Annotated in this window: 15 protein-coding genes; 4 read left to right on the top strand and 11 right to left on the bottom strand. The window is 64.3% G+C overall.

All coding sequences use genetic code 11. The features are described from left to right. The first annotated feature begins 103 nt into the window (after positions 1-103). A complete protein-coding gene (locus NKI72_RS13900) occupies positions 104-364 on the top strand; it encodes a hypothetical protein (protein ID WP_352834141.1) in 261 nt (86 codons plus the stop codon). A 63-nt stretch (positions 365-427) separates the two neighbouring features. On the opposite strand, the gene NKI72_RS13895 is transcribed toward NKI72_RS13900, so the two are convergent. Both NKI72_RS13895 and NKI72_RS13890 read right to left on the bottom strand, forming a co-directional pair. Beyond that, the gene (locus tag NKI72_RS13895) at positions 428-583 is read right to left on the bottom strand and encodes a hypothetical protein (protein ID WP_352850228.1); all 156 of its coding nucleotides are present in this window, start codon (positions 581-583) and stop codon (positions 428-430) included. A gap of 87 nt (positions 584-670) precedes the next feature. Further along, on the bottom strand, positions 671-958 hold the full coding sequence (locus tag NKI72_RS13890) for a hypothetical protein (protein ID WP_352850227.1): 288 nt from the start codon (positions 956-958) through the stop codon (positions 671-673). A 158-nt stretch (positions 959-1,116) separates the two neighbouring features. Here NKI72_RS13890 and NKI72_RS13885 point away from each other — a divergent pair, with 158 nt between their 5' ends. Further along, complete coding sequence (locus NKI72_RS13885; protein WP_352834145.1) at positions 1,117-1,722, top strand: DUF6456 domain-containing protein; 606 nt, start codon at positions 1,117-1,119, stop codon at positions 1,720-1,722. A 44-nt stretch (positions 1,723-1,766) separates the two neighbouring features. Here the strand turns inward: NKI72_RS13885 and NKI72_RS13880 are convergent, their stop codons facing one another. Together NKI72_RS13880 and NKI72_RS13875 are read right to left on the bottom strand one after the other, a co-directional pair. Beyond that, positions 1,767-2,078, bottom strand: a complete 312-nt coding sequence (locus NKI72_RS13880) for a hypothetical protein (protein WP_352467934.1) — start codon at positions 2,076-2,078, stop codon at positions 1,767-1,769. Between the two features lie 223 nt (positions 2,079-2,301). Continuing rightward, positions 2,302-2,619 (bottom strand): hypothetical protein, encoded by a 318-nt coding sequence (locus tag NKI72_RS13875; protein WP_352501222.1) that lies wholly within the window; start codon positions 2,617-2,619, stop codon positions 2,302-2,304. Between the two features lie 220 nt (positions 2,620-2,839). Here NKI72_RS13875 and NKI72_RS13870 point away from each other — a divergent pair, with 220 nt between their 5' ends. Beyond that, the gene (locus NKI72_RS13870; protein ID WP_352457314.1) at positions 2,840-3,118 is read left to right on the top strand and encodes a hypothetical protein; all 279 of its coding nucleotides are present in this window, start codon (positions 2,840-2,842) and stop codon (positions 3,116-3,118) included. A 227-nt stretch (positions 3,119-3,345) separates the two neighbouring features. Here the strand turns inward: NKI72_RS13870 and NKI72_RS13865 are convergent, their stop codons facing one another. The 3 genes from NKI72_RS13865 to NKI72_RS13855 form a co-directional block, all read right to left on the bottom strand. Beyond that, a complete protein-coding gene (locus NKI72_RS13865; protein WP_352501221.1) occupies positions 3,346-5,316 on the bottom strand; it encodes an acyltransferase family protein in 1,971 nt (656 codons plus the stop codon). Between the two features lie 192 nt (positions 5,317-5,508). Further along, positions 5,509-5,730 carry an alkylphosphonate utilization protein gene (locus NKI72_RS13860; RefSeq protein ID WP_023675660.1) on the bottom strand — a complete coding sequence of 74 codons (222 nt, stop codon included), beginning with the start codon at positions 5,728-5,730 and terminating at the stop codon, positions 5,509-5,511. Between the two features lie 317 nt (positions 5,731-6,047). Next, the gene (locus tag NKI72_RS13855; RefSeq protein ID WP_352501220.1) at positions 6,048-6,335 is read right to left on the bottom strand and encodes a hypothetical protein; all 288 of its coding nucleotides are present in this window, start codon (positions 6,333-6,335) and stop codon (positions 6,048-6,050) included. Positions 6,336-6,595: 260 nt separating this feature from the next. Between NKI72_RS13855 and NKI72_RS13850 the strand changes: the two genes are divergently transcribed. Next, positions 6,596-8,593: an AI-2E family transporter gene (locus NKI72_RS13850; RefSeq protein WP_352834148.1), complete on the top strand. Its 1,998-nt coding sequence runs from the start codon at positions 6,596-6,598 to the stop codon at positions 8,591-8,593. 124 nt (positions 8,594-8,717) lie between these two features. Here NKI72_RS13850 and NKI72_RS13845 read toward each other — a convergent pair whose 3' ends face one another. From NKI72_RS13845 to NKI72_RS13830, 4 genes are read right to left on the bottom strand one after another with little or no spacing between them, the layout of a single operon-like run. Continuing rightward, positions 8,718-9,653, bottom strand: a complete 936-nt coding sequence (locus tag NKI72_RS13845; protein ID WP_023675663.1) for a phosphatidate cytidylyltransferase — start codon at positions 9,651-9,653, stop codon at positions 8,718-8,720. Positions 9,654-9,675: 22 nt separating this feature from the next. After that, a complete protein-coding gene (locus NKI72_RS13840; RefSeq protein WP_352775642.1) occupies positions 9,676-10,338 on the bottom strand; it encodes a lysophospholipid acyltransferase family protein in 663 nt (220 codons plus the stop codon). An 8-nt stretch (positions 10,339-10,346) separates the two neighbouring features. Then, the gene (locus tag NKI72_RS13835) at positions 10,347-10,775 is read right to left on the bottom strand and encodes a hypothetical protein (RefSeq protein WP_352541170.1); all 429 of its coding nucleotides are present in this window, start codon (positions 10,773-10,775) and stop codon (positions 10,347-10,349) included. Then, entirely contained in the window at positions 10,772-12,115 is a 1,344-nt protein-coding gene (locus NKI72_RS13830; protein ID WP_352834151.1) for a phosphatase PAP2/dual specificity phosphatase family protein, read from the bottom strand. The genes NKI72_RS13835 and NKI72_RS13830 overlap by 4 nt, the downstream gene beginning before the upstream one ends. Between the last annotated feature and the right edge of the window lies 1 nt (position 12,116).

Genomic DNA, 12,116 nt, shown 5'->3' with positions numbered 1-12,116 from the left:
CGGCAGCGCTCGCCTGGAGGCGGTAGCGCAACCGATCGCCGGGGCCATGCATGTGCCAACCCTTTCCCCTTCGTCGCGGCTGTCCTCCTCCCCGGCCGGGACGATGCCCGAGGCTCGCGCCTCGGATCCGGCAGCGCAAGCGGCCGGAACGGCCGGAGCCGTTCCCCTCACGGCTCCGGCCACGAATTGCCTGCCGGCCGGCAATGCGGAAGCCGCGGTTTCCTGCATCCGCACCGAAGACGGCACGGTCATCGCCTTCGACAAGCGGACGGGCAAGGCAGCGTCCGGCGCAACAAGGCAGGGCGGCCGAGATGAAGCTCGATCGCAGCAGACCACGCGAAGGCTGACCGGCTTTCGAGCCTGAGGCCGGCAAAGCCGGCGCCGCACACAGCCATTTTTGCAGGGAATGAAACATCATGGCCGCCCGCTATTCCGCCTTGGAACTGGAACAAATCGAGAACTGGCTGACGAGCGGACTGTCGGCCGCGAAGATCGCCACCCGGTTGACCGCGCTGCGCGGCCGCCCGGCCTCGCGTGCAGCCATCATCGGCATCGTCCACCGCACCGCCCGTTTGCGCATCATCGGCCTTGCCAGATCGAAGGGCTGGTGTGGTGGACGCTCTGGCGGCCGGCTCGGAAATTCGGCGCCTGAGCCATCCAGCACTGCTGATCAGGCGGAGTCGGCTCCGAAGGCCGAGCCACGCTGCCGCCCGGCAAGGCTGTCGGCCCGGCTGGCGCCGCCGGCCTGGCAGCCGGGTCCGGCTCGGATCACCGGGACCGATGGCGCACCGCTCGAAATGCCGGCGCCGCGCCCGATCGCCGCCAGCGGCCGCCAGCCGCATTTCGCCGCCATGCGCTTCATCGATTGCCTGTTCGAGCGCTGCCGCGCGCCGCTCGACACGACGCCGCAGGAGGATGCGGAAAACGACGCTCCCGGCAGCCGGCCAGGTTTGGACATGCTGTGCTGCGGAATGCGCACGAACCCATCGAAAGCTACTGCGCCTATCACGCTGCGCGCTTCCTGCGCACGCTGCCGGCCGAAGCGATTTGAGCCCGCTGCAATGAGGCTGGAAGTTAGCCAGAGCCCGACGACCAAAACCCAGGAGGACCGAGCCGATGAGCACCAAAACCGCCCAAAAGGTCAAAGCCAGGCCACCGAGATTGCCGAAAGGCGAGGCCGAGCAGGTGCGCATCCGCAAGGAGATCGGCCATGATTTCGCACTGAAGGACGATCGGTTCGGCCGCAAGCGGCTGGCGAAGGGGACGCAGGAAGGAGCGCGCCTCTATGAGGTCTCCAATGACGGCCACACAGCGGCCGGCGGCATCGTGCGGGTGCGCAACGTCGACCCGCTGAGCGGCCTCACCTCGCTGTCGCGCCAGCAGCGCGAGGCGGGCATGCGCTACCGCCAGGATTTCCGCAACTCGTCCGAGGCAACCGCCAAGCCGATGGCCTGGGCCGAGCGCGTCGACGGCGGCCGCACCGGCAGCGGCGTCGCCGAACACATCCTGTCCGCCGGCCGCGACCATGCCGAGGCCACCAGGGCGCTTGCCCACTGGGAGATCGCCGGCATCGTGCAAAAGGTCTGCTGTGCCGACGCAACGGTCAAGAGCCTGGCCGAACAGGCCGGCGAGCCGCGCGACGTGGTGGTGAAACTACTCAAGATCGGGCTCGACATATTGGCCGTGCATTACGGCATGATGCTGATGCGCAAGCCGAGGTGAGAAGCCCCGCCGATCCGGCCGGCACTACCGGCCGGATCGATCCGTCAACGACGGCAGACACGGATTCTTTCGATAATCCGGTGGTGATGACGCCAGTGCCTGATGACTTCGGTGTGGCAGCGCCGGTGGTACCGGTACCGGTAGCGCGGCGCGTAGTCCTCGTTATAGACATCATAGCGGTAACGGGGGACGTACTCATCGTCGTAATCGGAATACCGATGGTGGCGATAGTAATAGTCGTCGTCGTCATAGCCGTTGCCGATGCCGATTGTGACGCTGCCGCCGGCATTCGCCGGGCCGATCACGGAAGCCGCCGATGCGATGGCGATCACCGAGGCAAGCAGGAGCTTCTTCATAGCTACCTCCTTCTTTAACGTCCCTCTAATAGAAAAACCCCCGAGGGGCAGCCTCGTTCCATAGATTGGCAAGATGTAACGAACGGACGAGCCCGAAGTTTAGCGCCTGCTGGCGCGAAAACGCCGCTGGCTGCGCCGGGGTCGGATCGTCGACGCAGCGTGGCCGCTCCTCTCATCAAACAGCGGCAATCGCGCGTCAGTCCCGTTTTTTGCCGACGTCTGCCTACAGAACATGGCCCAATTCAAGCAAAACGAACGCGGTCGCACCCAGCACAGCGAGGGCGTAGGCCGCATAAAGAACAAGCAGCATTACCTCAAAGTCCCGGACGAAGCTTGCGGCAATCCTGGTCTCCTTAGGTTCCGTTTTCTCGATGCGGTCGGTTTCCAGCTCCTCCGTTGCCACGACGAGGCAAACAATTCTGTCGTTGTCGGCCGCCTGTAATATCCGTTCCGTCAAATCGACTGCAATCACTGGATCATCGGCCAACTGATCCCGCGATAGCCGGCTTTCAGTGACGGTCTGGATTTCACGCTTTCTCACGCACGCATAATTGCGTCGACTAAATTAGGTTCCACTAAAATAGATAGATTGCCTCGACCCGATCACGACGTGGTGAGGCGTGAGCCCAGCTGGGCGGGGAACTCCGCCTGAGGCCCCCATTTGCCGACCGTCGAGGCGAATCTCGATCGGCGCATCCTCCGATCAAACGGCGCGGGCTTCTTTATAGGCTGCTACGGTGCGCCATTGCTGGTAGGTCGCAATGCCAAAGCAGCCAAACTCTCATATCGCGAACGCAGCGCCGACGTCTTCGGTGCCGACCGGTTATGACGAAGATCGCATGCTTACTTATATCCGGCTGCTCGACGCGTCGGCTGAAGGGACTGATTGGCGTGAGGTCGCCCGCATCGTTCTGCACATTGATCCGGAGCAGGAGCCGGACAGGGCTTTCCGGGCGTGGGCGACACATCTGGCGCGTGCACGATGGATGACCAGGAAGCGGAACGAGCTTCGCCAATTGCATGATGAGTGGTGGGGATGAGCACCATCTAAGCGGAACTGCCGTCAGGTCTGGCCGTTGAGGGAGGAGGCCAATATGGAAAAGCGCCCAATGACTTCTTGGCCAGCCAATACTTTCGAGCTGTGCTGCCTTCTTGCAGTTCCGCTGTCGCTTATCCTTACCGTTTTACTGGCTGGTCTCATCCTTAGCTGACCCCGCATGGTTCCTTGCCGAGGGGCTGGGTCGTGATCCGATAAGATCCGGAACCGTTACTTTACAGCCGCCGCCATCACATCCGAAAACAGCGCCCGCTCCACCGCCGGTTCCAGCGTTTCGGCGAAGGGCGTCGCCAGGTGGTGGCGGTCGCGGAAGGCTAGTTTGCCGTCGATGAAGACGTGGCAGGTGGTCTGGTCGCAAAAGCGGTCGGTCATGTCGATGTAAGCAGCGTTCGGTGTCGAGCGCACGATATCGCGCTCGATGGTGGCGATGTCGTCGTTTGCCGCCATGATCCTCGGCGTGTCGCATGTCGCGGGCGTCTGGCCCCGCCACAGCGCCCGCGCCACGCACTTGTCGGCGTAGCTTGCATTGTAGGGAACGTCCCTGATGACCGCGACCTTGATGCCGGCCTGGCTGAAGGCCTGAAGCGTCCAGGTGAGGCCCGTCCGCCACTGCGCTTGCCAATCGGCGTGCCTCAACTCCTCGGGCGATTCCTTCATCACATTGCCGATCGAGAACTCCGAGATCACCACCAGTTGGGGGTGGAGCGCGATGATGTCCTTGACCGACTGCTCGCGCCATTGGTCGCATTCGGTGTAGTCGCGCTTCAGCCGCCAGTTCCAGGTCGTCACCCGCGAAGCCCGGCAGGAGGATTTGAGAAAGGTGACGACGCGAAAATTGTTCTTCTCGGCCGCCTTGATCAGCGGCGTCGACCAATGGTCGGCATGCGAGTCGCCGAACAGCACGACCGAGCGCTGGGCATCCTTGCGGCCGAACATGCAGGGTTTTGGCTTGACGGTCTCGAAATCGAGCACGCAGCCGCCATTGCTCGCGCGCACAGTGGAGAGCTGCGCGGCGCTGTCGGCGATGACGTGCTGTTCGGGGCTGAGATTGTGCTCGGCAAAGCGCGCATTGCCATAGGCCGCGACCACGCCGGCGCCGGTCAGCGCGACGGCGGGCACCAGCGCCCGCGCTGCTCCGGCCATCAGCCAGCCGTTGCGGCGGATCGGGTTCTCGATGAAATGATAGGTGAACATCGACAGAAACAGCGTCAGCGCCGCGCAGGCAAGGCGGTCCAGGATGGACAGGCTGGGAACCACCATCGCCGCATAGACGATGACCGGCCAGTGCCAGAGATAAAGCGAATAGGACAGCCGGCCCAACCATTGCATGGGCGGCAGCGCCAGCAGGGCGCTCGGCAGATTGCGGCCGCCGCTGCCGCTGAGCAGCAGCAGCACGGTGCCGACAACAGGCGCCAGCGCATTCACCCCGGGAAATGGCGAGTCTTCGTCCAGCATCAGATAGGCCCAGGCGATCAGCGCCAGACCGAGGCATGCCTGGAGCGTGGCCAGCAGCGGCCGGTCGCGCCAGATCTTTGCCGGCGCCATGGTCGCGAGGCCGCCGGCGGCGAATTCCCAGGCCCTGAGCGGCGAGAAATAGAAGGCCCAGGGCTGCGACACTTCCGTCAGCCAGGCGCAGGCGGCGAAGGAGGCCGCGCCGGCGACGCCGATGACGATTATAGCGGCGCGCTTGCCGGGACGCAGCCAGGCGGCGGCAAGAAGCAGCGCCGGCCATGCCAAATAGAACTGTTCCTCGACCGAGAGCGACCAGAAGTGGATGAACGGGTTGTTGGTGGCGTCGGCGGCGAAATAGTCGAACGACCAGCGGATCAGCCAAAGGTTGATCATGTAGGCGGAGGCGAACATGGCGCCTTTCGAATAAAGCGCCTGTTCCTCCGGCGACAGGATGAAGTAACCCGCGAACAGCGTGGCGAGGATGACGAACAGTGCCGCCGGCAACAGGCGCCGGGCGCGCCGGGCGTAGAAGCGCCAGAGGTTCAGCCGCCCGGTCTCGGTAATTTCCGTAACCAGGTGGCGGGTGATCAGATAGCCGGAGATGACGAAGAAGATGTCGACGCCGGCAAAGCCGCCGGGCAGGCCGGACAGACCAAAATGGAAGGCGATGACACCCGCCACCGCCAGCGCGCGCAGCCCTTCGATGTCAGGCCGAAATGATGCCGACACAATCACCTCATGCAAGGAATGCCCACCTCGCAGAGGCTCGACCCGATGCGACGATATTGCAATGCAACAAATCTAACGCAGTGCAACATAGGGGGAGGGCGCGGCTCCTCCAGTTCCTCGCGTGGGCGGTTCACTCACACGAGCGATTCGAGAGCCACTGATATGGAAGCGAAGCGAAGGGTGCCGAGGCGATCACGCCTTTTTCAAAAACTCGGTCTTCAGCACCAGGCCCTTCACCTGCCTGGTGCTGCATTCGATCTCGCCGGGATTGCCGGTGAGGCGAATATTCTTCACCAGCGTGCCGCGCTTGATCGTCTCCGACGTGCCTTTGACCTTGAGATCCTTGATCAGGGTCACGGAGTCGCCCTCGTGCAGCGCCGTGCCATTGCTGTCTCTTATGATCGCGTCGGTCATGGCAGGTCTTTCGTGGGACTCCGGTGGGAGGTGGTCGGGCCAGTCTCCGGCCTATCCCACGCTCGGCGACAAGGTCAAGCGTCAAGCGGGGTCAAGCGTCAAGCGGGCCGTCCGCCAATACTATGCGGGAACGGCCGACCGGAAAACCCAGGTTGCAAGCAGACGGTGCCCCTGGACCATAATGTCATTGCCGCTCCGGCCGGCGTCGCGATTTCAAATGGCTAGGCACCCGCCGGTATGAGTGCGGACTGGAAGGTCGCGAAAGGGCCGCCCGCCCTTTCGCTTGGCCCCCATTTCGCTTGGCAAGAAGCCGACGGTTACTTGTTGAGCTGCTTGGCCATCTTGCAGAAGTCGGCATGCATCTTGGCAATGCCTGCGTCGCTGCATTCCTTCAACATCATGGCCCGGTCGCTCGTGGACATGGCCATCCATGCCGCCTTGAATTCGGCTTCCGACTTCATGGTCTTCATGCCGGCGTCGGTGAAGAAGGGCGTCATTTTCTGCGGATCGTCGAGCGCCGAAGTGCCAGTGGCACCGGCGGCAAGCGCTGCGCCGGTCATCATCGAAAGGGCCATCGCGCCCATGCAAAGCGTCTTGAAGTTCATGATCATTCCTCCTGAGCTGCTGCTTTGAGGTTGTCCATCAGCGATCTACGAAGGAACGGTGTTTTGACCCAAAAGTTCCACGTTCTGGCGCAGACATGGAACAGGATTGCCCGTGACGTCATTAATGCAAAAAATTCTACCATGACTGAATTTGCCGCGCTGCCGACCAGGGCAATCGGCGTCCGGCTGGGTGAGACGCTGCGAAGTTGCAGGCCGGCTCAATATGCCCGATCATGGCGACGGCGGAGCGGAGGTATCAAGTGGCGGCAAATCGTCGAAACGACGCGCACCTGTCGGAGCCCCGGCGGGCGGGCATCGTTTCCGCGGCCAGGGCGCTTCCGCGCACATCGTTGCCCAGCGTAGCGTCGGTCGTGACGGCCGTCGCGGCGCTCTATTTCGGGCGCGAGGTCTTTCTGCCGATCGCAATCGCGCTGCTGCTTACCTTTGCGCTCGTGCCCATGGTGTCGGCACTCAAGCGAGCCGGCATTCCGCGTCTTCCGGCCGTGATCGCCAGTGTGCTCGGCGCATTCACGGTGCTGGCGCTGTTCTCCTTCATCGTCGCCACGCAGGTCAGTGAACTGGCGCAGAACATTCCGCTCTACCAGGCGAATATCCTGACCAAGGTCCGGTCGCTCAAGGAAACCGGCGTCGGCGGCGGCATCGTTTCCAGATTGAGCCGGGTGATCGAACGCGTCGGCCAGGAACTCGACAGACCCGAGCCCGTACAACCCGCCGCCGATCAGCCTCCGCGGGAACCGATCCCGGTCGAAATCGTCGCGCGCGAACGACCGCTCGAGGTCCTCCAGAATCTGATCGGCCCGCTGCTGAGCCCGCTGGCATCGGCCGGACTGATCGTCGTGGTCGTCATATTCATGCTGCTCGAGCGGGAGGACCTGCGCGATCGCTTCATACGCCTCGTCGGCTATGGCGATCTGCATCGAACCACCGAGGCGCTGCAGGATGCCGGCAAGCGCGTCGGCCGCTATCTGCTCATGCAACTGGTCGTGAACATCGTCTATGCCGTCCCGATTGCAATTGGACTTTGGCTGCTGGGCATACCCAATCCATTGCTGTGGGGTTTGCTGGCGCTGGCGCTGCGCTTCGTTCCCTATATCGGCCCGGTCATCGCGACGCTGTTGCCTCTGTTCCTGGCGCTTGCCGTGGCGCCCGGCTGGTCGCTCGTGCTCTGGACCGCAGGGCTTTTCGTCGTGGTCGAACTGATCACCGGCAACGTGATCGAACCCTGGCTCTACGGCTCGCGCACCGGGCTGTCGCCATTGGCCATCATCGTTGCGGCGATCTTCTGGACCTGGCTCTGGGGGCCATTGGGCCTGGTTCTGTCGACGCCGCTCACGGTCTGTCTCGTCGTGCTCGGCCGCCATGTGCCGCAGTTCGAATTCCTCGACGTTCTGTTCGGCAACGAACCCGTGCTCGAACCGCACGCCCGGCTTTACCAGCGGCTGTTGGCCGGCGATCCCGAGGAAGCGACGGACCATGCCGAGGAGATGCTGGACGAAGAATATCTGGTCGAGTTCTACGACAAGGTCGCGATTCCCGCACTTCTGCTCGGCGAGCAGGACCGGGTGCGTGGTGTGCTGAGCGACGAGCAAAGACAGCAGGTCGCGGGCAGCGCGCTGACGATGGTGGCGAACCTCGACGACAGCGCGCAGGAGGAGGCGGAAGCGGACGACACGGCCGCGGCCGAGGACAACGGCTCACGCGAGGACAGGCACGTTCAGGGGGAGGTTCAGGGCGAGGAGTACACCGAACTGCCGGATGGCACGGGCATGTCGGTGCTGTGCGCCGGCGGGCGCGGCGAACTCGACGACGCGGCGGCCGCCATGCTGGCCCAGGTGCTCGAAGTCCAGGGCGCTACGGTGTTGAGAGCGAGCTTCGCCGAGATGGAACCGGGGAGCATTCGCCGCCTTGAGCTCGACGCCGTCGATAGTGTCGTCATCGGATTTTTGAACCGGGATTCCGTCAAGCACGGGCGGTTCCTGGTCCGTCGGCTGAAACGCACCAAACCAAGGTTGCGAGTGGGCATCGTGTTGTGGTCGGAAGCCGACAGCGACAACCAGGAGGCAGATGCCAGATTGGCCAACGAGATCAACGCCGATTTCGTCGCACGTGGCATGGTAGGCGCGGTGCTCGGTGCGTTGTCCAGCGCTCCGCCGGTGGCGCTGAAGACCACCGCCAAACGCCGCATGCGTCGCCTGACGCCGGCGCGCAAGAAAGAGCCGCTCGCCGCGGCAAAATGAGCGCGGCGAAGACCGCGGCAGGTTGGGTTATTACCGCTTTCGCGAAAGTGGTAATAACGAAACGGCTCAGGTCATCTTCGCAAGGTCGCCCTGAACCGTCCGCCGCGGCAAACGGCGCCAACCTTCATACAGTCCAGAAATAGCGCACCGTATGGAAGAAGACCGGAGCGGCGAAGACCAGGCTGTCGGCACGGTCCATCATGCCACCATGGCCTTCGATCAGATGGCCCCAGTCCTTGACGCCCTGATCGCGCTTGATGGCCGAGGCGACCAGCCCGCCAAGGAAGCCCATCAGGCAGGCGATGAAGGCGACGCCGGCTGCCTGCAGCGGCGAGAACGGCGTCAGGAACGACAGCAGCGCGCCGAGCAGGCTCGACGCCGCCAGCCCGCCGACCAGCCCCTCCCAGGTCTTCGACGGCGAGACCGTCGGCGCCAGGAGATGCCGGCCGAACAGCTTGCCGAAAATATATTGCAGCACGTCGCTGCCTTGCACGGTGATGATCAGGAAAGCGATCAGCAACAGGTTGCGGCCTTCGAAGCCTGGCACCTCGAGCGTCAGCAGCGCCGGCACGTGGCTGACGCAGTAGACCGAAATCATCACCGCCCATTGCTGCGCCGAGACGCGCTCGAGAAAGCGCTCGGTGTCGCCGTGCAGCGCGGTGATCGCCGGCATCAGCAGGAAGCAGTAGACCGGGATGAAGATGGTGAACAGGCCGTACCAGGCGGTCCACACCAGCCAGTACTGGAACGGGATGACGATGCCGAACATGCCGAGCAGCACCCAGTGGTCGCTGCGGCGGCTGTGCGTCAGCGTCACGAATTCGCGCAACGCGGCGAACGAAATCAGCGCGAACAGGATGGTCATGCCGGGGCGGCCGAAGAAGAAGGCAACGGTGATCGCCACCACCATCACCCACCAGGCATTGATGCGCTGGGTGAGGTTGACCAGCGTCGGCGACAACGGCTTTGGCGCGCGCCATGACAAGACGCCGGCGACGACGCTGGCGCTGATCAGCACCGCCAGCAGGCCGACAATCAGAATGAGGGTTTCGTGCATCATCGGCAGCATTTTGCCTTGGTCCTCAATCGTCTCGCTGCGGCCGGGGGTTCAGCGCCAGCAGCGTTTCGCGGGCGCGGTCGAGAAAGGCGCGGCGTTCCTCACCCGGTTGAATGGCGATCGGGGCGCCGAAGACGACGCGGCAAAGCAGCGGCACCGGCACGAATTGGCCCTTGGGCAGCACCCGCGACATGTTCTCGATCCAGCACGGGATGAGCTCGACATCGGGCCGCGCCATCGACAGATTGTAGAGGCCGGAGCGGAACGGCAGCAGCGGTTCGTCGGTCATGTTGCGCGTGCCTTCGGGAAACAGGATCAGCGAGTGGCCCTGGTCGAGCACCGACAGCATGATCGAGATCGGGTGCTGCGTTTCATCCGTCCACTGCCGGTGGATCAGCACGGAAGACAGCATGTCCTCGGCAATGAAACGGCGCAGCCGCGACTTGCTCCAATAATCGGCGGCCGCCACCGCATGGGTACGGGCGCGCTCCTTCTCGCTGAGGCAGGCCGACAGCAGGATGAAATCGCCGTGGCTGGCATGGTTGGCGAAGTAGATGCGCTGCCGGTCCGACGGCTGGCTGCCGTTCCAGATCGGCCGCACGCCGGTGACCACCCAGGCCAGTGCCGACAGGCCGACCGAGGTCACCGTCTGCAGCAGGGTATAGGTGCTGACGCGAAGCTTTGTCATGGACGGGCTCAAAAGAATGCCGCGACGACCGAGGCCGCCGCGAACAGGCTGAAGGCGATACGCTGCTTGGCGAGCAGACGGCGCGTGCCGGCCATCCGCTGGTCGAGCGAGCGGCCACCGGCCGCCGTGGGTTTCAGCCGCATGCGCGCCAGCACGTCGTCGATCGCCGCACCGCCGCCTGCTTCGCTGGCGTGGCTGGCCATCAGCCGGAACAGCAGCGCGTCGAACAAAAGCAGGGCCGAGAGAATAATTGTGGCTATGGCACCCGCGGCGGCGATCAGCCAGGCCGCCGCGGACAGCGACGATGTTTGCGGCGCAGTCGCCAGGCCGATGACCGGCGCCGCCAGCAAGGCAGCAGCAATCAACAGCAGCGGCCACGCCACCTGCACCATCAGTCCGGCGGCGAACGTCTCGGCCTTATCTCGAAAAGCAGTCATGTCGCCGCGTCCATGCCAAGATGCACAGGCCGGCCGGCGGCAGCGAGCTGGCCTCGCGCCTGATCCGACGTGGCGGCCCGGCCGCTGGCGACCAGCCATTCGGCGACGACGGCGGCGCTGCGCTGGAAGCCGAGCGCACAGCAGACCAGCACCGTGCCCTGGCTCCGCGCCGTCTCGATCGCCGCCACCGCTTGCGCACGCGCCTCGCGAGACGGCGGCAAAAGGTCGACCATGGGCAGGCTCAACCATCGGATCGAGGCGCCACGCGGCCGTTCCAATTCGCCGGCAAGGTCGATCACCGTGCCGAAGGCGTCGGCCTCGGCGGCGGTCGGAAAACGGCCAAGGGAAACACCGTCGGCGATGACGATCTGCGCCGGGAGCTTTCGCGTCCATGCCCACACATTGACCTTGGCGGCAACCCGGTAGGGCCACAGCAGAAGACGGCTGGCCAGCGACACGCGGCCATCGGCTGTTTTCTGGAACACCTTGGCGCCGGCGCCGGCATAGGCGAAAGCGATTATGGCCAGCGCCAGTGCCGGCCACAACAGGATGAGCCACAGCGCCGAGACCAATGCGCCGGCGGCAGCGCCGGCCAGCGCAAAGGCTGCGCCAAGCGCATAGAACAGCGCCAGAAGCCGCGCTTTCGGGTCCGCGGTCAGGCGGAAGCCGGCGAAAGGCAAGGCGCCGTCGCGCGGAAACAGCCACAGCGCGAAAAGGCCGAGCAGCGCGCCGGTCGGTATGTCGATGAAATGGTGCTGCCACGTCGTCAGCACCGAGGCGCCGATCAGGAAACACCAGACATGCCAGGCGACGCCGGCGATGCCGGCCAATCTGTGACGGCAATGGTCCCAGATGATGACCAGCAGCGCGATATGCAGCGACGGCGCCTGGTTGAAGGGTTTGTCGAAGCCGCCGAGTACGGCGAACATGAAGCCGGGCAGACCGCTCGTCTGCGGGCGCACGAACGTGGCAGTCAGCGGGAACAGGATGAAGCAGGCGACGGCGACGATCTGTGCCGTCAGATAGCGGCCGGCGAGGCGGTCGACGCCGCTCTTCGAATTGTTCAACACCAGCGACAAGCCGTAGAACAGGTTGATCGACCAGTAGGGCACGATCGTCCAGGCAAGGAACGGGATGCCATGCTCCCAGCCAAAGACGATGCTGCCGACGTCGTCGCGCCGCGACGCCAGCCAGTTGGCGAAGCCGTAGGTGGCGTAGAAGAACGGCGCCAGAAATGCCAGCCACAATGCGGCGCGCAGGACGATCCCGGGATACGGCTCGCGCGGCAAGGCCGGAAGGGCAGCGGCATCGCGAGGTGAGGCACAGGCAGGCAGGTCCATG

Source organism: Mesorhizobium sp. M0437, assembly GCF_040321335.1.
Lineage (GTDB): Bacteria > Pseudomonadota > Alphaproteobacteria > Rhizobiales > Rhizobiaceae > Mesorhizobium.
This window is presented reverse-complemented; position numbering and strand designations above follow the sequence as displayed.

Bases quoted from the DNA above. Each gene is read 5' to 3' on its own strand.
- NKI72_RS13900 (WP_352834141.1), top strand. From the start codon at position 104: ATGCCCGAGGCTCGCGCCTCGGATCCGGCAGCGCAAGCGGCCGGAACG.
- NKI72_RS13895 (WP_352850228.1), bottom strand. From the start codon at position 583: ATGATGCGCAAACGGGCGGTGCGGTGGACGATGCCGATGATGGCTGCA.
- NKI72_RS13890 (WP_352850227.1), bottom strand. From the start codon at position 958: ATGTCCAAACCTGGCCGGCTGCCGGGAGCGTCGTTTTCCGCATCCTCC.
- NKI72_RS13885 (WP_352834145.1), top strand. From the start codon at position 1,117: ATGAGCACCAAAACCGCCCAAAAGGTCAAAGCCAGGCCACCGAGATTG.
- NKI72_RS13880 (WP_352467934.1), bottom strand. From the start codon at position 2,078: ATGAAGAAGCTCCTGCTTGCCTCGGTGATCGCCATCGCATCGGCGGCT.
- NKI72_RS13870 (WP_352457314.1), top strand. From the start codon at position 2,840: ATGCCAAAGCAGCCAAACTCTCATATCGCGAACGCAGCGCCGACGTCT.
- NKI72_RS13860 (WP_023675660.1), bottom strand. From the start codon at position 5,730: ATGACCGACGCGATCATAAGAGACAGCAATGGCACGGCGCTGCACGAG.
- NKI72_RS13855 (WP_352501220.1), bottom strand. From the start codon at position 6,335: ATGAACTTCAAGACGCTTTGCATGGGCGCGATGGCCCTTTCGATGATG.
- NKI72_RS13845 (WP_023675663.1), bottom strand. From the start codon at position 9,653: ATGATGCACGAAACCCTCATTCTGATTGTCGGCCTGCTGGCGGTGCTG.
- NKI72_RS13840 (WP_352775642.1), bottom strand. From the start codon at position 10,338: ATGACAAAGCTTCGCGTCAGCACCTATACCCTGCTGCAGACGGTGACC.
- NKI72_RS13835 (WP_352541170.1), bottom strand. From the start codon at position 10,775: ATGACTGCTTTTCGAGATAAGGCCGAGACGTTCGCCGCCGGACTGATG.
- NKI72_RS13830 (WP_352834151.1), bottom strand. From the start codon at position 12,115: ATGGACCTGCCTGCCTGTGCCTCACCTCGCGATGCCGCTGCCCTTCCG.